Annotated in this window: 18 protein-coding genes; 7 read left to right on the top strand and 11 right to left on the bottom strand. The window is 63.4% G+C overall.

What is annotated here, in order from left to right:
- Positions 1-149: 149 nt before the first annotated feature.
- Complete coding sequence (locus tag AC2T3R_RS23380; protein ID WP_486744330.1) at positions 150-2,216, top strand: AsmA family protein; 2,067 nt, start codon at positions 150-152, stop codon at positions 2,214-2,216.
- 129 nt (positions 2,217-2,345) lie between these two features.
- Here AC2T3R_RS23380 and AC2T3R_RS23375 read toward each other — a convergent pair whose 3' ends face one another.
- Positions 2,346-2,876, bottom strand: coding sequence for a ferritin-like domain-containing protein (locus AC2T3R_RS23375; protein ID WP_015271981.1), 531 nt, complete (start codon positions 2,874-2,876; stop codon positions 2,346-2,348).
- Between the two features lie 48 nt (positions 2,877-2,924).
- Positions 2,925-3,266 carry an osmotically-inducible lipoprotein OsmE gene (gene osmE / locus AC2T3R_RS23370; protein ID WP_003258245.1) on the bottom strand — a complete coding sequence of 114 codons (342 nt, stop codon included), beginning with the start codon at positions 3,264-3,266 and terminating at the stop codon, positions 2,925-2,927.
- Positions 3,267-3,389: 123 nt separating this feature from the next.
- Here osmE and AC2T3R_RS23365 point away from each other — a divergent pair, with 123 nt between their 5' ends.
- Complete coding sequence (locus AC2T3R_RS23365; RefSeq protein ID WP_410952264.1) at positions 3,390-4,280, top strand: alpha/beta fold hydrolase; 891 nt, start codon at positions 3,390-3,392, stop codon at positions 4,278-4,280.
- On the opposite strand, the gene AC2T3R_RS23360 is transcribed toward AC2T3R_RS23365, so the two are convergent.
- Positions 4,277-5,149: a DMT family transporter gene (locus AC2T3R_RS23360; protein ID WP_054572742.1), complete on the bottom strand. Its 873-nt coding sequence runs from the start codon at positions 5,147-5,149 to the stop codon at positions 4,277-4,279. The two genes, AC2T3R_RS23365 and AC2T3R_RS23360, sit on opposite strands and share 4 nt — an antisense overlap.
- A 216-nt stretch (positions 5,150-5,365) precedes the next feature.
- On the opposite strand from AC2T3R_RS23360, the gene AC2T3R_RS23355 reads away from it, so the two are divergent.
- From AC2T3R_RS23355 to AC2T3R_RS23345, 3 genes are all read left to right on the top strand, one after another.
- The gene (locus tag AC2T3R_RS23355) at positions 5,366-6,154 is read left to right on the top strand and encodes an AraC family transcriptional regulator (protein ID WP_003258248.1); all 789 of its coding nucleotides are present in this window, start codon (positions 5,366-5,368) and stop codon (positions 6,152-6,154) included.
- Between the two features lie 62 nt (positions 6,155-6,216).
- Positions 6,217-6,504 (top strand): PsiF family protein, encoded by a 288-nt coding sequence (locus AC2T3R_RS23350; RefSeq protein ID WP_003258250.1) that lies wholly within the window; start codon positions 6,217-6,219, stop codon positions 6,502-6,504.
- Positions 6,505-6,575: 71 nt separating this feature from the next.
- Positions 6,576-7,583 carry an AI-2E family transporter gene (locus tag AC2T3R_RS23345; RefSeq protein ID WP_015271976.1) on the top strand — a complete coding sequence of 336 codons (1,008 nt, stop codon included), beginning with the start codon at positions 6,576-6,578 and terminating at the stop codon, positions 7,581-7,583.
- A 134-nt stretch (positions 7,584-7,717) separates the two neighbouring features.
- Here the strand turns inward: AC2T3R_RS23345 and AC2T3R_RS23340 are convergent, their stop codons facing one another.
- Positions 7,718-8,989 (bottom strand): Hsp70 family protein, encoded by a 1,272-nt coding sequence (locus AC2T3R_RS23340; protein WP_054572743.1) that lies wholly within the window; start codon positions 8,987-8,989, stop codon positions 7,718-7,720.
- A 164-nt stretch (positions 8,990-9,153) separates the two neighbouring features.
- Here AC2T3R_RS23340 and cbpA point away from each other — a divergent pair, with 164 nt between their 5' ends.
- Together cbpA and AC2T3R_RS23330 are read left to right on the top strand one after the other, a co-directional pair.
- Complete coding sequence (cbpA, locus tag AC2T3R_RS23335; protein ID WP_013974397.1) at positions 9,154-10,107, top strand: curved DNA-binding protein; 954 nt, start codon at positions 9,154-9,156, stop codon at positions 10,105-10,107.
- A gap of 2 nt (positions 10,108-10,109) precedes the next feature.
- Entirely contained in the window at positions 10,110-10,415 is a 306-nt protein-coding gene (locus AC2T3R_RS23330; RefSeq protein ID WP_410952266.1) for a chaperone modulator CbpM, read from the top strand.
- A gap of 117 nt (positions 10,416-10,532) precedes the next feature.
- Here the strand turns inward: AC2T3R_RS23330 and AC2T3R_RS23325 are convergent, their stop codons facing one another.
- From AC2T3R_RS23325 to AC2T3R_RS23295, 7 genes are all read right to left on the bottom strand, one after another.
- Positions 10,533-11,048 (bottom strand): GNAT family N-acetyltransferase, encoded by a 516-nt coding sequence (locus tag AC2T3R_RS23325; protein ID WP_486744328.1) that lies wholly within the window; start codon positions 11,046-11,048, stop codon positions 10,533-10,535.
- A gap of 31 nt (positions 11,049-11,079) precedes the next feature.
- Complete coding sequence (gene urtE / locus AC2T3R_RS23320) at positions 11,080-11,778, bottom strand: urea ABC transporter ATP-binding subunit UrtE (protein WP_023660838.1); 699 nt, start codon at positions 11,776-11,778, stop codon at positions 11,080-11,082.
- A 158-nt stretch (positions 11,779-11,936) separates the two neighbouring features.
- Positions 11,937-12,794, bottom strand: a complete 858-nt coding sequence (gene urtD / locus AC2T3R_RS23315; protein WP_367245426.1) for an urea ABC transporter ATP-binding protein UrtD — start codon at positions 12,792-12,794, stop codon at positions 11,937-11,939.
- A complete protein-coding gene (gene urtC, locus AC2T3R_RS23310) occupies positions 12,791-13,870 on the bottom strand; it encodes an urea ABC transporter permease subunit UrtC (RefSeq protein ID WP_486744327.1) in 1,080 nt (359 codons plus the stop codon). Before urtC ends, urtD begins: the two co-directional genes overlap by 4 nt.
- Entirely contained in the window at positions 13,870-15,399 is a 1,530-nt protein-coding gene (gene urtB, locus AC2T3R_RS23305) for an urea ABC transporter permease subunit UrtB (protein ID WP_410952269.1), read from the bottom strand. The genes urtC and urtB overlap by 1 nt, the downstream gene beginning before the upstream one ends.
- Positions 15,400-15,496: 97 nt before the next feature.
- On the bottom strand, positions 15,497-16,762 hold the full coding sequence (urtA, locus tag AC2T3R_RS23300; protein ID WP_013974390.1) for an urea ABC transporter substrate-binding protein: 1,266 nt from the start codon (positions 16,760-16,762) through the stop codon (positions 15,497-15,499).
- 360 nt (positions 16,763-17,122) lie between these two features.
- On the bottom strand, positions 17,123-18,073 hold the full coding sequence (locus AC2T3R_RS23295) for an IS110 family transposase (protein WP_486743821.1): 951 nt from the start codon (positions 18,071-18,073) through the stop codon (positions 17,123-17,125).
- Positions 18,074-18,189 lie beyond the last annotated feature (116 nt).

Raw genomic sequence — 18,189 nt, 5'->3', positions numbered from 1 at the left:
GTCTGGCGCGACGATTTGCTGAGCAAAAGGCCAGGAAAAACTTCGCTATCACGGCGCCATCGATAAAACCCCACGGGTTTTCATCAGTCCGAGATATTGAGTGCCACCGCTGCACCTGTTCTGTGCCATACCGCAAGGAGAATCACGCAATGACGCGTCCCGCCAGAATCCTCGTCTGGACCTCCACCAGCCTGCTGACCCTGCTGGCGATCCTGGTGGTGGTGATTGCCACCTTCGACTGGAACCGCGTCAAGCCCCTGCTCAACGAGAAAGTCTCCGAGGCCCTGCAGCGGCCCTTCGCGATCAATGGCAACCTTGCCGTGGACTGGCGCACCGAACCAGAAGAGGGGGGCTGGCGTGCCTGGGTGCCTTGGCCGCACTTCATTGCCGAAGACCTGACCTTGGGCAACCCCGAGTGGCTCAAGGAACCGAAGATGGTCGGCCTGGAGCGCGTGGCGTTCCGCCTGGCGCCGCTGCCGCTGCTGTTCCAGCAGATCAGCATCCCGCGCATCGACCTGACCAAGCCCACAGCCAGCCTCACCCGTCTGGCTGATGGCCGCGCCAACTGGGCCTTCGACTTCGGCCCCAAGGATGAAAACGCAGAGCCTTCCAAATGGCAGCTGGACATTGGCGCCATCGGCTTCGACCAGGGCAATGTCAGCTTCGATGACCAAACCCTGAAAACCAGCATGAAGGTGCAGATCGACCCGCTGGGCAAGCCTGTCCCGTTCAGCGACATCGTCGGCAAGGCCAGCGCCGAGAAGGCCGGTGCCGCGCAGGACTACGCCTTCGGGCTCAAGGCCCAGGGCCGTTACAAAGGCCAGCCGGTCTCCGGTACCGGCAAGATCGGCGGCCTGCTGGCCCTGCAGGACGCCAGCCAGCCCTTCCCGCTGCAGGCTGACGTGCGCATCGCCGACACCCATGTGGTGCTCGCCGGCACCCTGACCGACCCGCGCAACCTAGGTGCCCTCGACCTGCGCCTGCGCCTGTCCGGGGCCAGCCTGGGCAACCTCTACCCGCTGACCGGCGTAACCTTGCCCGACACCCCGGCCTACTCCACCGACGGCCACCTCAGCGCCAACCTGCACGCGGCGCAAGGGGCGACCTTCAACTACCAGGGCTTCAACGGCAAGATCGGTGACAGCGATATCCACGGCGACCTGGCCTTCGTTGCCAGCCAGCCACGGCCCAAGCTGTCCGGCAACCTGGTGTCCAACCAGTTGCTGTTCAAGGACCTGGCGCCGCTGATCGGCGCCGACTCCAACGCCGAGCAGAAGGCCCGTGGGGGTGCCAGCAAACAGCCGGCGGGCAAGGTGCTGCCGGTGGAAGAGTTCCGCACCGAGCGCTGGCGCACGATGGACGCCGACGTCACCTTCGCCGGCAAGCGCATCGTGCACAGCGCGCAACTGCCGTTCAACGACCTGTCGGCCCACGTGATACTGGAGGACGGCCTGCTGCGCCTGGAGCCCCTGCGTTTTGGCGTGGCTGGCGGCAACCTGGCTTCCAGGATTCGCCTGGATGGCCGCAACGTACCGTTGCAGGGGCGTGCCCGGCTGACGGCGCGTGGCTTCAAGCTCAAGCAGTTGTTCCCCTCCTTTGCGCCGATGCAGACCAGCTTCGGTGAGTTGAACGGCGATGCCGATATCACTGGCCGGGGCAACTCGGTGGCCGCCTTGCTGGGCACGGCCAATGGCGACCTGCGCATGCTGATCAACGATGGTGCCATCAGCCGCAGCCTGATGGAGATTGCCGGACTTAATGTGGGTAACTATGTGGTCGGCAAGCTGTTTGGCGATGAGGATGTGAAGATCAACTGCGCAGCGGCTGACGTGGGTATCAAGGATGGCCTGGCGACCACGCGCCTGTTCATCTTCGATACCGAGAACGCGATCATCTACATCAACGGCACGGCCAATTTCGCCACGGAGCAGCTTGACCTGAAAATTACCCCTGAATCGAAAGGGTTGCGGCTGTTCTCGCTGCGTTCGCCGCTGTATGTGCGCGGGCCGTTCGCCAAGCCCAGTGCCGGGGTGCAGGCGGTGCCGCTGGCATTGCGCGGCGCGGGAATGGTGGCGTTGGGCGTGGTTGCCGGGCCGGCGGCGGGGTTGCTGGCGCTGATTGCGCCTAGCAGCGGGGATGATCCCAACCAGTGCACGCCGCTGTTGCAGCAGATGAAGGCGGGCAAGGCGCCGGCGGTGGTGAAAGAGCGGAAATAGCAGGGGGCCGCTTCGCGGCCCATCGCGACACAAGGCCGCTCCTACAGGGAATCGCGCAAATCTGCCGAGACGCGATCCCTCTGTAGGAGCGGCCTTGTGTCGCGATGGGGCGCAAAGCGCCCCCAGCAATTACAAGCCTTGCAACAGGTCGGACATATCGTCCGCGTGCTCTTCTTCCTGCGCGAGGATGTCTTCAAAAATCCGCCGCGTAGTCGGGTCTTTATCCCCGATGTACCGAATTATCTCGCGATAGCTATCGATGGCGATCCGCTCCGCTACCAGGTCTTCCAGCACCATCTCTTTCAATGAAGTGCCCGCCACATATTGGGCATGGGACCGCTTGCTCAGGTTGTCCGGGTTGAAATCCGGCTCTCCACCTAACTGCACGATCCGTTCGGCAAGCTTGTCGGCGTGCTCGGCTTCCTGGTTGGCATGCTCGAGGAATTCATCGGCAGCCACGCTGGCCTTGATGCCGCTGGCCATGAAGTAGTGACGCTTGTAGCGCAGCACGCAGACCAGTTCGGTCGCCAGTGAATCATTGAGCAGGCGCAGGATCTGTTGGCGATCAGCATCGTAACCCTCGGTCACCGCACCTTGCTCGACATGCTGACGGGCACGTTCGCGCAGGGTTTGTACATCGGTCAGTTCATTCGCATTCATGTTCATCTCCTGGAACATCAGGGTGGTCATGGATATGGCCTGGAAGGCTTAGGCGCCGTGGACGGCGTCGCTGTCTTCTTCGCGTTGTTTGCAAGTCTTGAAGCCCTTGGCGTCGACATGGCCGGTGGCGTCGAAGCGCACGTAGTAGGGCTGCTGGTGGCCATCGTGGTTGAGGATGTAGTCGTTGCAGGTGCCGCCATGGGGGAGGTCGATGACGTTGGACGGGCTGCCGCCGATGGCGATGACTTTCTGCATGGTCATGCCTTTTTCCACCTGCTTGACCAGCGGTTCGTCGCGGTAGGTGACGTAGTCCACCGGGTTTTCCGGGCGGCTGCCGCAGGCGACGAGGGTGGCGCTTGCCAGAAGGATTGCCAGGGTCTGCTTGTACATGGTCCCGCTCCTTGCAAAGGGTCTGTGTGGTTTGGAACCGCAGCGCGCGGTGGGAGTTCGATTGCGATGGTCATCAAGGCCGCTGTAGTGTTGGCCGGTCGTCCACGGAAAGGGGCTGGGGCAATGCAGCAGGAATTGGCCACGCGATACCCGTTGGTGCTGGTGCCGGGCATGCTCGGTTTTGTCCGGGTAGTGCTCTACCCCTACTGGTTCGGCATCGTGCCGGCCCTGCGCCAGGGCGGGGCGCAGGTGTTCCCGGTGCAGGTTTCGCCACTGCATTCCAGCGAGGTGCGCGGCGAGCAGTTGCTGGCGATCATCGAAGACATCTGCCTGCGTACCGGAGCGGAAAAGGTCAACCTCATCGGCCACAGCCAGGGCGCCCTGAGCGCGCGCTACGCGGCTGCCAGGCGGCCTGGGCGGGTGGCTTCGGTCACTTCGGTGGCGGGGCCCAACCATGGCTCGGAACTGGCCGACTACCTGGAACGCACGGCACCGGGCGATTCCCCGCAGGGGCGCATCCTGAAGGCCGTGCTGCATGGCTTGGCCGTGCTGCTGGTGTGGCTGGAAACCGGCTGGCGCCGTGACCCGTTGCCGGTGGATGTACACGCCTCGCACCAGTCACTGACCAGTGCAGGTGTGGCGCTGTTCAACCAGGCTTATCCACAGGGGTTGCCAGACACCTGGGGCGGGGAGGGGGCCTATGAGGTCGATGGCGTGCGTTATTACTCCTGGTCCGGCACCTTGCAGCCCGGCCTGACCGACCAGCGGCGCAACCGTTTAGACGGCAGCAGCCACTTCTGCCGCCTGTTCGCGCGCAGTTTCGTCAAGGAAAAGGGCTATTGCGACGGAATGGTCGGGCGCTTCAGTTCGCACTTGGGGCAGGTGATCGGCGACGATTACCCGCTCGACCACCTGGATATCGTCAACCAGTCGCTTGGTGCGGTGGGCAAGGGTGCCGAACCGGTGCGGCTGTTCACCGAACATGCCGCCCGGCTCAAGGCGGCAGGGCTCTAGCGACGGATCGGTGTGGTCCAGCGCTCGGCCAGCACCACGCCCGCCAGGGTCAGCAGGCCGCCGACCAGGTGATAGCGGGCCAGCTGCTCGTCGAGCACCACGGCGGCGATCAGTGCCGTGACCAGCGGCAGCAGGTTGAAGAACAGCGTGGTGCGGCTGGGCCCCAGGCGGTGCACGGCCTGCATCCACACCAGGGGCGCGATCATCGAGGCCAGCACGCAGGCGTACAGCACCAGGCCGACGTTGCGGCTGTTCAGGCCAGTCTTGTCCGACAGCAGGAACAGCGGCAGCAACACGACGATGGCTACCAGCACCTGCAGGTACAGCAGCTGCATCGGCGGCAGGCGCAGCTGCCATTTCTTCAGCAGGAAGCTGTATAGCGCATAGGCCAGTGTGGCCACCAGCATCAGCAGGTCGCCGCTGTTCAGGCCTTGTTGCAGCAGGCTGGCGGGGTGGCCGGCGCTGACCACTTCAAGCACGCCGAAAAATGACACCAGCGCGCCCAGCAGGGCACCGTAGCTCAGGCGCTGGCCCAGCCAGGCGATGGACAATGCCAGTGACATCAGTGGCATCAGCGAAAGGATGATGCCCATGTTGGTGGCGCTGGTGATGCCGGCGGCAAAGTAGGCCAGGCTCTGGTACAGCGCCATGCCCAGCACGCCCAGCACGAAAACCTTGCCCAGGTGCGGGCGAATGGCCGCGCGATTGCGCCACACGGCGGGCAGCAGGAACGGGGTGAACAACAGCGCGGCCAGCAGCCAGCGGTAGAAGCCGATCTCGGCGGGGTGGATGGCGCCGGCGGACATCTTGGTGACCACGGTGTTGCCGGCCCATATCAGGATGGCGGTCAGGGGGAACAGGTAGTTCATGTAGCAGGTTACTCGTTGGGGCTTGGATTGGGGCTGCTTTGCAGCCCTTCGCGGGCTTGCCCGCATATCACAGGCCTGAAAGCTGGCGCAGATCCTGTGGGAGCGGGCGAGCCCGCGAAGGCCTGCGGAGCAGGCCCTCGATAGGCCTGTATTATCGATTGTCTGTTCACAAGCCTATACTCCTATCCAGACAACCCACCCCGCAAAGCAGACAGCATGCCGCGCAAATACCTCGATATTCCCCAGTTCACCCGGCTCCCGGCCCCGGTGTACTTCCGCCACGACGAGTTCGGTGCCGACACCCGCAGCGCCCTGCATCGCCACGCCTGGGGCCAGCTCAACTACACCGCCCACGGCGTGATGCACCTGGAGGTAGCTGGCCAGCACTTCCTGTCTCCGCCGCAATACGCCGTGTGGGTGCCGCCCGACACCGAGCATGGTTGCTACAACCCGCAGGCTATCGTCTACCGTTCGGTCTACCTGGACCGCAGCCTGTGCGCCGCACTGCCGCAGCAACCGTGCAGCCTGATGATCAGCGACATCCTCAAGGCCATCCTCGCCGACTTCGCCCGGCGCGACCTGCGGGTGGCTGAGGGCGAGCGCGACCAGCGCCTGGCGCAGGTGCTGCTCGACCAGCTGCTGCTGGCGCCCACCCAGGCCTGCTACCTGCCGTTTGCCCACAGCGAGGGCTTGCGCCAGGTGCTCGATGCCCTTGGTGCCGAGCCGGGCGACAACCGCCCGCTGGGCGAATGGGCCGCCCAGATTCATGTCAGCGAACGTACTTTGGCCCGGCAGTTCCTGCGCGAGCTGGGCATCAGTTTTGGTGAATGGCGGCTGCGCCTGCGCTTTTTGCGCGCCATCGAGGCGCTTGAAGCCGGCCAGCCGATCCAGGCCATCGCCTTCGACCTCGGCTACAGCAGCGCCTCGGCGTTCATCGCCATGTTCCAGCGCCAGGCCCAGTGCACGCCCGAGCAATACCGTCGCCAGGCACGGGCAGGGCGTTGAGAATTCTTGGCTACACTCAGCTCGACCCCCGTGCATCGGGCGCGGAGCCAAGGAGATACTTCATGAAAGTGCTGCAAATCCCCTTACTGGTATTGGCGGTGTTGTTCAGCGCACAAGGCTTCGCCGCCAATACCGCGCAGCAGGAAAAGATGAAAACCTGCAACGCCGACGCCACCGCCAAGGCCCTCAAGGGCGATGAGCGCAAAGCCTTCATGAGCACCTGCCTGAAGAAGGATGTGCCACAAACCCAGCAAGAGAAGATGAAAACCTGCAACGCCGACGCCACCACCAAGGCCCTCAAAGGTGACGAACGCAAAGCGTTCATGAGCGACTGCCTGAAGAAGAAATGACCTGCGCCTATGCCTGCAGACGTAAGGCTGGCAGACTGCGGGTCTTTCCCGTTGTCTGCCGTTGAGGCTGTATGACCTTCACCCCCCGCCAGGTCACCCTGGCCAGCTGGATCATCGTATTTGCCGGCCTGTTGCTGGCGTTGCCCCTGAAATTGCTGCCAAGCCTGCTGGCCGGCCTGCTGGTGTTCGAGCTGGTCAACATGCTCACGCCGCGGCTGCAGCCGCTGCTCGCCGGGCAGCGCGCCCGCTGGCTGGCTGTGGCGCTACTCGGCACGCTGGTGGTCAGCACCCTGACCCTGCTGTTTGCCGGTGCCTTCAGCTTTTTGCTGCACGAGGCGGAAAACCCCGGGGCCTCGCTGGACAAGTTCATGGCCCTGGTGGAGCGCGCCCGTAGCCAGCTGCCGCCGTTCATCGAAGGCTACCTGCCGGCCAGTGCGGCGGAGTTCAAGGTGGCCATCGGTGACTGGATCAAGAGCCACCTGAGCGACCTGCAGCTAGTGGGCAAGGGTATGGCGCACATGTTCGTCACCTTGTTGATCGGCATGATCCTCGGTGCCATAGTCGCCTTGCAGCGCATCCCCGACATATCCCGGCGCAAGCCGCTGGCAGCGGCGCTGTTCGAGCGCCTGAGCCTGCTGGTGAAGGCGTTTCGCAACATCGTCTTCGCGCAGATCAAGATTTCGCTGCTCAACACTACGTTCACGGGCATCTTCCTGGCCGTGGTGCTGCCGATGTTCGACGTGCACCTGCCGCTGACCAAGACGCTGATCGTGCTGACCTTCCTGCTGGGCCTGCTGCCGGTGATCGGCAACCTGATGTCGAATACCCTGATCACCATCGTCGGCCTGTCGCTGTCGATCTGGGTGGCGGCGGCGGCACTGGGTTACCTGATCGTCATCCACAAGGTCGAGTACTTCCTCAACGCGCGGATCGTGGGCGGGCAGATCAGTGCCAAGTCTTGGGAACTGCTGCTGGCGATGCTGGTGTTCGAGGCGGCATTCGGGCTGCCGGGGGTGGTGGCGGGGCCGATCTACTATGCCTACCTGAAGAGTGAGCTGAAGCGGGCCGAACTGGTCTGATCTTCACCAGCCTGTACCGGCCTCTTCGCGGGCTTGCCCGCTCCCACAGGTACTGCACAGGCCTTGGGTACTGTGCGGTCCCTGTGGGAGCGGGCAAGCCCGCGAAGAGGCCGGCACAGGCTGAAGAGCCTGGCTCAGGCTACGCCGTAGCGCTTGCGCGCCTCGATGGCCAACCCGCTACCAATGCTGCCAAAGATGTTGCCTTCCACATGCCGCGCATTCGGCAGCATCGCCGACACGCTGTTGCGCAGCGCAGGAATCCCGCTGGAACCGCCGGTGAAGAACACCGTATCGACCTGGGTCTCGCTCACTCCAGCCTTGGCCAGCAGTTCGCTCACGCTACCACGCACCCGCTCCAGCAACCCTTCGATAGCCCCCTCGAACAGCGCTCGGGACAGGTCCACGCCCAGATCGCGCTCGATGCGGCCTAGGTCGACATGGCGGCTCTGCTGTTCGGTCAGCTCGATCTTGCTGGCCTCCACTTCCATCGCCAACCAGTGGCCGGCACGCTCTTCGATCAGTTTGAACAGGCGGTCGATGCCCAACGTGTCCTCGATGTCATAGCGCATGCTGCCCAGCGCCAGCTGCGACTTCTGCGAGTACAGGGCGTTGATGGTGTGCCAGGTGGCGAGATTGAGGTGATAGCTGGTCGGCATCAGCGCGCCGCTCTTCATGCGGCTGCCGTAGCCGAACAGCGGCATCACGCCCTGCAGGCTCAGCTGCTTGTCGAAGTCGGTACCGCCAATGTGCACACCACCGGTGGCGAGGATGTCGCTCTGGCGCTCGGCGATCAGGTGGCGCTCGGGCGACAGGCGGATCAGGGTGAAGTCCGAGGTACCACCGCCGATGTCGACGATCAGCACCAGCTCTTCGCGGCTGATGCTCGACTCGTAGTCGAAGGCCGCGGCAATCGGCTCGTACTGGAAGGACACATCCTTGAAGCCGATCTTGCGCGCCACTTCGGCCAGGGTGTCCTCGGCCTCCTGGTCGGCTGCAGGGTCTTCGTCGACGAAGAACACCGGACGGCCCAGCACCACCTGCTCGAACTCCCGCCCAGCAGCGGCCTCGGCGCGTTTTTTCAGCTCGCCGATGAACATGCCCAGCAGGTCCTTGAACGGCAGGGCGCTGCCCAGCACGCTGGTATCGTGCTTGATCAGCTTGGAGCCCAGCAGGCTTTTCAGCGAACGCATCAGGCGGCCTTCGTAGCCTTCCAGGTACTCGTGCAGTGCCAGGCGGCCATATACCGGGCGACGCTCCTCGATGTTGAAGAACACCACCGAGGGCAACGTGATCTTGCCGTCTTCCAGGGCAATCAGCGACTCGGCGCCTGGGCGGTGCCAGCCGACCGTGGAGTTGGAGGTGCCAAAGTCGATGCCCAGGGCGCGGGCCGGGGATACGTCAGACATGGGGAATGAGCTTCCGGAGGCAAAACGGCCGCGCAGTGTATGCCAGTTGGCTACAGAATCAAGACCGATCGTCTGCCATGGAGCAACCCCAAGGTGGTCTTGAAAGGCTATGCTTGACCCCTATCTTCTCTTGCAACACGCACATTCACATTGGTGATCCATAGATGGACTTCAAAGACTATTACAAGATACTCGGCGTAGAGCCCGCGGCGGACGAAAAGGCGATCAAGGCCGCGTACCGCAAGCTGGCGCGCAAGTATCACCCCGATGTCAGCAAGGAGCGCGACGCCGAGGAAAAATTCAAGGAGGCCAACGAGGCCTACGAAGTGCTGGGCGACGCGCAGAAACGTGCCGAGTACGATGAAATCCGCAAGTACGGTGGCCAGCATGGCCGGCCGTTCCAGGCGCCACCGGGCTGGGAGAACCGTGGCGGTGGTGGCGGCTTCGAAGGCGGCGATTTCTCCGACTTTTTCAGCTCGATCTTTGGTGGCCGGGGGGGCAACCCGTTCGGTGGTGCCCGGCAGCAGCAACGCAGCGCTGGCAGGCGGGGGCAGGACGTGGAGCTAGAACTGGCGGTATTCCTTGAAGAGACCCTGAGCAAGGAGTCCAAGCAGATCAGCTTCCAGGTGCCGCAGACCAATGCCATGGGCCAGCGCACCGGCTTCACTACCAAGACCCTGAACGTGAAGATCCCGGCCGGTGTGACCGACGGCGAGCGTATCCGCCTAAAGGGCCAGGGCGCGCCGGGTAGTGGTGGCGGGGCCAATGGCGACCTGTTCCTGACCATTCGCATGGCACCGCACCCGCTGTTCGATGTCGAAGGTCATGACCTGATCATCACCGTGCCGCTGGCACCGTGGGAGGCAGCACTGGGCGCCAAGGTGGCCGTGCCGACCCTGGACGGCAAGATCAACCTCACCATCCGCCCCGACAGCCAGAGCGGCCAGCGCCTGCGCGTACCGGGCAAGGGCCTGGCCAACAAGAGTGGCGAGCGTGGCAACCTTTACGCGCAACTGAAAGTGGTCATGCCACCAGCATCCGACGAGTCTGCCCGCGAACTGTGGACCAAGCTTTCCGAGAAGGCTGCGTTCAACCCGAGGACACAATGGAGTAAGTGATCATGAGCAGCACCCTGATCGTTCAACTGGACATGCGTACCTTGTGTCAGGAGGCCGACCTCACGGCTGACTGCGTGATCGAAATCGTCGAGCACGGCATTGTCGAACCTTCCGGCCGAACGCCGGAGGACTGGTTGTTCGACGATCAGGCGCCGTTGTTGGCCAAACGTGCGGCGAAGCTGCATCAGGAGCTGGAACTGGAGTGGGAAGGAGTGGCGCTGGCGCTGGAACTGCTGCAGGAAGTGCAGCAGCTGCGCAGCGAGAACAACATGCTGAGGCAGCGGTTGGGCAGGTTTACCCAGATGTGAGGTTTGCAGGCCCAGCCTCTTCGCGGGCTTGCCCGCTCCCACTGGTACTGCACAGACCTCGGAAGATGTGCGGTCCCTGTGGGAGCGGGCAAGCCCGCGAAGAATGTCACACAAGACTTAGCTTGGTTCTGCCCCCGGGTTCAGCACCAGCTGCATGAAGGTCAAGTCCAGCCACCGGCCAAACTTCACCCCCACCTGCGGCATCTGCCCGGTCACCACGAAGCCCAGCTGCTCGTGCAGGCGCACCGACGCTGCATTGCCGCTCTCGATGGCCGCCACCATCACATGCTTGCCACACTCGCGCGCACGCTCGACCAGCGCTGCCATCAGCACCGGCCCCAGCCCCTTGCCACGCTGGTCGCCGCGGATATACACCGAATGCTCAACGGTAAGGCGAAAGCCCTCGAACGGCCGCCAGTCGCCAAACGACGCATAGCCCAGCACACCGCTCTCATCCACCGCCACCAGGATCGGGTAACCCTGCTGCGCACGTGCGGCAAACCAGGCCAGGCGGTTGGCCAGGTCCACCGGGTTTTCGTTCCAGATCGCCGTGGTGTTGCGCACCGCGTCGTTGTAGATGTCGAGGATGCCTGGCACGTCGGTAGGCAGGGCGTCGCGGATTTCATGACTCATGACAGCGTCTCGCAGGGGCGTTGCTTGCAGATTAAATGGTTACCAGCCCACGTACACCCTCGGCTTGCATGTTTTCGCCACGGCCCCGCTGGATGATCTCGCCACGGGCCATCACCAGGTACTGGTCGGCCAGCTCCTCAGCGAAGTCGTAAAACTGTTCCACCAGCAGGATGGCCATGTCACCGCGCTCTGCCAAGCGACGGATGACAGCGCCAATTTCTTTGATGACCGAAGGCTGGATGCCCTCGGTGGGCTCGTCGAGGATCAGCAGCCGCGGGCGGCTGGCCAGGGCACGGCCGATTGCCAGCTGTTGCTGCTGGCCGCCGGACAGGTCACCGCCACGGCGTTGCTTCATCTGTTCCAGCACGGGAAACAGTTCGTAGATGAAGGATGGTACTTCGCGCGCTTCACGGGCGGGGAAGCGCGACAGGCCCATCAGCAGGTTCTCTTCGACAGTGAGGCGCGGGAAGATCTCGCGGCCTTGGGGCACGTAGGCGATGCCGGCGTGGACCCGTTGCTGGGGCTTGAGGCTGGTGATCGGCTTGCCTTCCCATTCGATGCTGCCGTCGCGCGCTGGGACCAGGCCCATCAGGCAGCGCAGCAGGGTGGTCTTGCCCACGCCGTTGCGGCCCAGCAGGCAGGTGACTTCGCCGACCTTGGCCTCGAAGGACAGGCCCCGGAGGATGTGGCTGCCGCCGTAATACTGGTGCAGGGTGTCGATCTTGAGCATGTGTGTATTCCTGAAATTGTTGCTGTGCCTGTGCCGGCCCTTTCGCGGGCTTGCCCGCTCCCACAGGTACTACACAGGGCTCGAAAACTGTGGGTTTCCTGTGGGAGCGGGCAAGCACGCGAAGAGGCCGGTACAGGCTTCAAAAATTCAAATGCCGGTCACCGGCCCAAGTAGACCTCGACCACCCGCTCATCCGCCTGCACCTGCTCCAGCGACCCTTCCGCCAGCACGCTGCCCTGGTGCAGCACGGTCACATGGTCCGCAATGCTGCCGACAAACCCCATGTCGTGCTCCACCACCATCAGCGAATGCTTGCCAGCCAGCCCCTTGAACAGTTCGGCGGTGAATTCGGTCTCGGCATCGGTCATGCCCGCTACCGGCTCGTCCAACAACAGCAGTTGCGGCTCCTGCACCAGCAGCATGCCGATCTCCAGGAACTGCTTCTGCCCATGCGACAGCAAGCCCGCCTGGCGCTGGGCCAGCGGCAGCAGGCGCAAGGTGCCCAGCACCTCCTCGATGCGCTGGCGCTGCTCCCCACTCAAGCGCGCTGCCAGGCTGGCCCATACCGACTTGTCGGTCTTCAGCGCCAGCTCCAGGTTTTCGAATACCGTCAGCGCCTCGAACACCGTGGGCTTCTGGAACTTGCGGCCTATGCCGGCCTGGGCGATCTGGTATTCGCTCATGCGGGTCAGGTCGAGGGTGTCGCCAAAATAGGCCGTACCGGTGTCGGGCCTGGTCTTGCCAGTGATCACATCCATCATCGTGGTCTTGCCGGCACCGTTGGGGCCGATGATGCAACGCAGCTCGCCCACGCCGATGTACAGGTTCAGCGCGTTCAGCGCCTTGAAGCCATCGAAGCTGACGCTGATGTCTTCCAGGCTCAGCACCGTGCCGTGGCGGGTGTCGAGGCCGGTCTTGCGGCTTTGGCCCAGGCCGATGGCGTCGCGGCTGGCGCCGAGGTTGTCGAACACCGGTTCGAGCATGAATTCCGGGTGTACCGGGGGCACGCCTCTCATGGCTGGCTCCTTTTCTTCAACAGGCCGACCACGCCCTTGGGCAGGTACAGGGTGACGAGGATGAACAACGCGCCGAGGAAGAACAGCCAGAACTCCGGGAAGGCCATGGTGAACCAGCTTTTCATGCCATTGACCAGGCCGGCGCCGAGCAGCGGGCCGATCAAGGTGCCGCGCCCGCCCAGGGCCACCCACACGGCGGCTTCGATGGAGTTGGTCGGCGACATCTCGCTGGGGTTGATGATGCCCACCTGCGGTACGTACAGCGCACCGGCCAGGCCGCACAGTACGGCGCTGAGCACCCACACCAGCAACTTGAAACCACGCGGGTCGTAGCCACAGAACATCAGCCGGTTTTCGGCGTCGCGCACGGCGGTGAGCAGGCGGCCGAACTTGCTGCGGGTCAGGCGCCAGCACAGGTACAGGCTGGCCAGCAGCAGGCCGACGGTGAGCAGGAACAGCACTGCGCGGGTGCCTTGGGCGGCAATGTCGAAGCCAAGGATGGTGCGGAAGCTGGTAAAACCGTTGTTGCCGCCAAAGCCGGTTTCGTTGCGGAAGAACAGCAGCATGCCGGCGAAGGTCAGCGCCTGGGTCATGATCGAGAAGTACACGCCCTTGATTCGCGAGCGGAAGGCGAACCAGCCGAACACCAGCGCCAGCAGCCCGGGCGCCAGCACCACCAGGCACAGGGCCCAGGCGAAATGCTGGGTGCCAGCCCAGTACCACGGCAGCTCGCTCCATGACAGGAAGGTCATGAACCCTGGCAGGCCGTCACCGGCGGCCTGGCGCATCAGGTACATGCCCATGGCGTAGCCACCGAGGGCGAAGAACAGCCCGTGGCCCAGCGACAGCAGCCCGGCGTAGCCCCAGACCAGGTCCAGGGCCAGCGCGACGATGGCGTAGCAGAGGATCTTGCCGACCAGGGTCAAAGTGTAGGCCGACACTTGCAGGGCATGGTCCGCCGGCAGCAGCGACAGCAGCGGCAGGGCCACAAGCAACAGGACGACGACGGCGCCGATGGCCAGGGTCAGGCGTGGCCCGGCCTTTTGCGTAGCGGTGACAAGCAGTGGCTGGTTCATCAGTCGATTACCCGTCCCTTGAGGGCGAACAGGCCTTGCGGGCGCTTCTGGATGAACAGAATGATCAACGCAAGGATGAGGATCTTGCCGAGCACGGCGCCGATCTGCGGCTCCAGCAGCTTGTTGGCGATGCCAAGGCCGAAGGCTGCCCACAGGCTGCCGGCCAACTGGCCGACGCCGCCGAGCACCACCACCAGGAACGAGTCGATGATGTAGCTCTGGCCCAGGTCCGGGCCGACATTGCCGACCTGGCTCAGGGCCACGCCACCAAGCCCGGCGATGCCCGAGCCGAGGCCGAAGGCGAGCATGTCGACGCGCCCGGTGGACACGCCGCAGCAGGCGGCCATGTTGCGGTTCTGGGTGACCGCGCGCACGTTCAGGCCCAGCCGCGTGCGGTTGAGCAGCAGCCAGGTGAGCAGTACCACGGCCAGGGCGAAGCCGATGATCACCAGGCGGTTGTATGGCAGTACCAGGTTGGGCAGCAGCTGGATGCCCCCCGACAGCCAGGCCGGGTTGCTGACTTCCACGTTCTGCGCGCCGAACAGCAGGCGGATGGCCTGGATCAGGATCAGGCTGATTCCCCAGGTCGCCAGCAGGGTTTCCAGAGGGCGGCCATACAGGTGGCGGATTACCGTGCGCTCCAGCGCCATGCCGACGCCGGCACTGACGGTGAAGGCCACCGGCAGGGCGATCAGTGGGTAGATCTCGATGGCGCCGGGGGCGTAGCGCTGCAGCAGTACCTGGACCATGTAGGTGCTGTAGGCGCCGAGCATCAGCATTTCGCCGTGGGCCATGTTGATCACCCCGAGCAGGCCGAAGGTGATGGCCAGGCCAAGGGCTGCCAGCAGCAGGATCGAGCCCAGCGACAGGCCGCTGAAGGCCTGGCCGAGCAGTTCGCCGGCCAGCAGCTTGCGCTGCACCTGGGCCAGGCTGGTTTCGGCGGCGGTGCGCACGCCCGGGTCGGTTTCCGCGTTGGGTTGCAGCAAGGCTTCGAGGCGGGTGCGGGCCAGCGGGTCACCGGTTTCGCCGAGCAGGCGAACGGCGGCCAGGCGTACTGCCGGTTCGCTGGCGCCCAGCTGCAGGTTGGCCAGGGCCAGGCCGAGGGCGGCATGCACGGCGGCATCCGGTTCGCTGGCGAAGCGCCGGTCGAGGAAGGCCATTTGCGCCGGTTGCGCGCTTTTCTGTAGTTGTTGGGCAGCGGCCAGGCGGATGTCGCTGTTGTCGCTGAGCAACTGGTGGCTAGCCAAGGCATTGTCGATCAGGCCGCGCAGGCGGTTGTTCAGGCGTACCTTGCGCGTGTCGTCGGCGGCGATGCGGCCCTGGCGCAGGTTGCCCAGCAGCTCCAGGCGCGCGGTATCGGGTTGTGCGGCCCAGCCTTCGAGCAGGCGGGCTTGCTCGGCGGGCTTGGCAGCGAGGAAGAATTCGCCCTCGCTGGCCTGGGTTACCAAGGGCATCAGCAGGAGCAGGGTGAGCAGCAGTCTGAGCATGCGGGTAATCCTGGAAATCGGCGGTGGATTCTTCGCGGGCATGCCCGCTCCCACAGGTACGGTGCACAGTTTGAAAATTGTGCGGTCCCTGTGGGAGCGGGCGAGCCCGCGAATGGGCTGCAGAGCAGCCCCAGTGCACTCAGTTACCTTTCACGGCGTAATCAGGGCGCTTGTCGTTGCCGGGAATAAACGGGCTCCATGGCTGTGCCCGCAGCGGTTGCTCGGTCTCCCACACCACGCTGAACTGCCCGTCATCCTGGATTTCGCCGATCATCACCGGCTTGTGCAGGTGGTGGTTGGTCTTGTCCATGGTCAGGGTGAAACCGGACGGCGCCTCGAAGCTTTGCCCGGCCAGTGCCTCGCGCACCTTGTCGACATCGGTGGACTTGGCTTTTTCCACCGCCTGCGCCCACATGTGGATGCCCACGTAGGTGGCCTCCATCGGGTCGTTGGTCACCGCCTTGTCGGCGCCTGGCAGGCCCTTGGCCTTGGCGTAGGCTTTCCAGTCGGCGACGAACTTCTGGTTGACCGGGTTATCCACAGACTCGAAGTAGTTCCACGCCGCCAGATGGCCCACCAGAGGCTTGGTGTCGATGCCGCGCAGTTCTTCTTCGCCCACCGAGAACGCCACCACCGGCACGTCGGTGGCCTTCAGGCCCTGGTTGGCCAGCTCCTTGTAGAACGGCACGTTGGAGTCGCCGTTGACCGTGGAGATGACGGCGGTCTTGCCGCCGGCGGAGAACTTCTTGATGTTGGCGACGATGGTCTGGTAATCGCTGTGGCCGAACGGCGTGTACACCTCTTCGATGTCCTTGTCGGCCACGCCCTTGCTGTGCAGGAAGGCACGCAGGATCTTGTTGGTGGTGCGCGGGTAGACGTAGTCGGTGCCTAGCAGGAAGAAGCGCTTGGCGCTGCCGCCGTCCTCGCTCATCAGGTACTCCACGGCCGGGATGGCCTGCTGGTTGGGCGCGGCGCCGGTGTAGAACACGTTTGGCGACATCTCTTCACCTTCGTACTGCACCGGGTAGAACAGCAGGCCGTTGAGCTCTTCGAACACTGGCAGCACCGATTTGCGCGATACCGAGGTCCAGCAGCCGAACACCACTGCCACCTTGTCCTGGGTCAGCAGCTGGCGGCTCTTTTCGGCGAACAGCGGCCAGTTGGAGGCCGGGTCGACCACCACCGGTTCGAGCAGCTTGCCGTTCACGCCGCCCTTTGCGTTGATCTGCTCGATGGTCATCAGCGCCATGTCCTTGAGCGAAGTCTCGGAAATGGCCATGGTCCCCGAAAGCGAATGCAGGATACCGACCTTGATGGTTTCGGCGGCCTGGATGCTCCAGCTCAGGCCCATTGCGGCAATCGATGCGCTAAGGGTGAAGGCCTTGATCAGACTGCGTCGCTTCATGTGCTCTCTCCGCTGAGTTTTTATGTGTTGGGCAAGCGGGGAGGGGTGTTGCAAGGGATGTGCCTAACGGCGGAAGGTGCGCAATAGAGGGGTTGTGCGAGGTGTTGGGGCGTTGGTTGGATCCAGGTTGGTGCCTGATGGATTTGTGTGCACAGGATTGGGGCCGCTGTGCGGCCCATCGCCGGCAAGCCAGCTCCCACCTCGACCGCATCGGCCTCGAGCCATGCGCTGTCCCTGTGGGAGCAACTGTCTTTAGAAATTTATTTTCAAGCGTGCCATTCGGGCAGGGCTTCGCTCGATACCGCGTAGCGGTGTCGTTGGCGAAGCCCGCATTTGTAGAAAATCGATCCTCGTTCGTGATCAGGTTGCGGGTACCTGAGGCTTGAGCTCTTTCCACTCCGTTCCGTCACGCAGCATTGCGTTCAGGCGCACCAGCAACACGCGCATGCACGCCACTGCGGCAACTTTTGCGCACTTGCCTCGGGCTATCAGGTCTTCATAGCGGGTTCTAACTTCTGGGACATGCTGGATCATTGACCAGATCGACATGTAGGCCGCCTTGCGGACTCTGTAACGCCCGCCTTCGATCTTCCTCGGGCCACTCTTCTTGCCGCTGTCTTTGTTGTACGGCGCTAACCCAGCCAAGGCTGCAATTTCGCGCCCCGTCACGCTTCCCAGCTCAGGTAGGTAGGCCATGAAGGTGCCACAACTGATGACGCCAATCCCTTTCACAGACCTTAGCCGCATGGCTGTCGTGCGATCCAGCACGTTCGAGGCGCGCTCAATCGCCTTGTCCAAAGCCTTAATCTGATCATTCAGGTAAGCGACATGCTCGGTATAAACGGTAATGGCCGTAACTGAAGTGGTTTGTTTCATCCGACGCTTGTCATCATCCCGATGCTGGACAAGATTGCCACGGAGTTTGATGAGCTCTCCCAGTTCATCCCGATCTTGATTAGGCTCTATCTGCGGCAAGTCCTCGAAATCCCTGGCAAACCGCGCCAGCATCTGGGCGTCGATCTTGTCAGTCTTGGCAATTTTGCCCATGGCACTCGCATAGTCCCGACAGCGCTTGGGGTTGACCCTGATGACGTTCAAACCCTCCAGTCGCAAGGCTTTGAATACGGCTCGTTCATAGCCACCAGTGGCTTCCAGCAAGACCCGTTCGACCTCAAGCTCGTTCAGGCATGCGATCAGTTGCGCAAAGCCCTCTGGGTCATTCCTGACCTGGAACTGGGGAATACTTTCAGGAAGAAAGCCCACATCCAGAGTCGCTTTCGAAACGTCGAGACCAACGAAGTAGGAAATCATCGCCAAGCCCTCTTACACTCAAGAAGTGAGAGCACTCTGACTTAGCCCTAGCTTGTGACTACGAGTTCGCCACTCATTCAACTGTTCGGGCTTAGGTCAGAGTGAGAGGTGGATGG

This window comes from Pseudomonas sp. PVC-5-1 (assembly GCF_057444345.1).
Note: the sequence above shows the minus strand (reverse complement) of the source record. Positions and strands in the feature narration are given on the sequence as shown.

Coding starts and splice junctions, on each gene's coding strand:
- AC2T3R_RS23380 (WP_486744330.1), top strand. CDS start 150: ATGACGCGTCCCGCCAGAATCCTCGTCTGGACCTCCACCAGCCTGCTG.
- AC2T3R_RS23375 (WP_015271981.1), bottom strand. CDS start 2,876: ATGAATGCGAATGAACTGACCGATGTACAAACCCTGCGCGAACGTGCC.
- osmE (WP_003258245.1), bottom strand. CDS start 3,266: ATGTACAAGCAGACCCTGGCAATCCTTCTGGCAAGCGCCACCCTCGTC.
- AC2T3R_RS23365 (WP_410952264.1), top strand. CDS start 3,390: ATGCAGCAGGAATTGGCCACGCGATACCCGTTGGTGCTGGTGCCGGGC.
- AC2T3R_RS23360 (WP_054572742.1), bottom strand. CDS start 5,149: ATGAACTACCTGTTCCCCCTGACCGCCATCCTGATATGGGCCGGCAAC.
- AC2T3R_RS23355 (WP_003258248.1), top strand. CDS start 5,366: ATGCCGCGCAAATACCTCGATATTCCCCAGTTCACCCGGCTCCCGGCC.
- AC2T3R_RS23350 (WP_003258250.1), top strand. CDS start 6,217: ATGAAAGTGCTGCAAATCCCCTTACTGGTATTGGCGGTGTTGTTCAGC.
- AC2T3R_RS23345 (WP_015271976.1), top strand. CDS start 6,576: ATGACCTTCACCCCCCGCCAGGTCACCCTGGCCAGCTGGATCATCGTA.
- AC2T3R_RS23340 (WP_054572743.1), bottom strand. CDS start 8,989: ATGTCTGACGTATCCCCGGCCCGCGCCCTGGGCATCGACTTTGGCACC.
- cbpA (WP_013974397.1), top strand. CDS start 9,154: ATGGACTTCAAAGACTATTACAAGATACTCGGCGTAGAGCCCGCGGCG.
- AC2T3R_RS23330 (WP_410952266.1), top strand. CDS start 10,110: ATGAGCAGCACCCTGATCGTTCAACTGGACATGCGTACCTTGTGTCAG.
- AC2T3R_RS23325 (WP_486744328.1), bottom strand. CDS start 11,048: ATGAGTCATGAAATCCGCGACGCCCTGCCTACCGACGTGCCAGGCATC.
- urtE (WP_023660838.1), bottom strand. CDS start 11,778: ATGCTCAAGATCGACACCCTGCACCAGTATTACGGCGGCAGCCACATC.
- urtD (WP_367245426.1), bottom strand. CDS start 12,794: ATGAGAGGCGTGCCCCCGGTACACCCGGAATTCATGCTCGAACCGGTG.
- urtC (WP_486744327.1), bottom strand. CDS start 13,870: ATGAACCAGCCACTGCTTGTCACCGCTACGCAAAAGGCCGGGCCACGC.
- urtB (WP_410952269.1), bottom strand. CDS start 15,399: ATGCCCGCGAAGAATCCACCGCCGATTTCCAGGATTACCCGCATGCTC.
- urtA (WP_013974390.1), bottom strand. CDS start 16,762: ATGAAGCGACGCAGTCTGATCAAGGCCTTCACCCTTAGCGCATCGATT.
- AC2T3R_RS23295 (WP_486743821.1), bottom strand. CDS start 18,073: ATGATTTCCTACTTCGTTGGTCTCGACGTTTCGAAAGCGACTCTGGAT.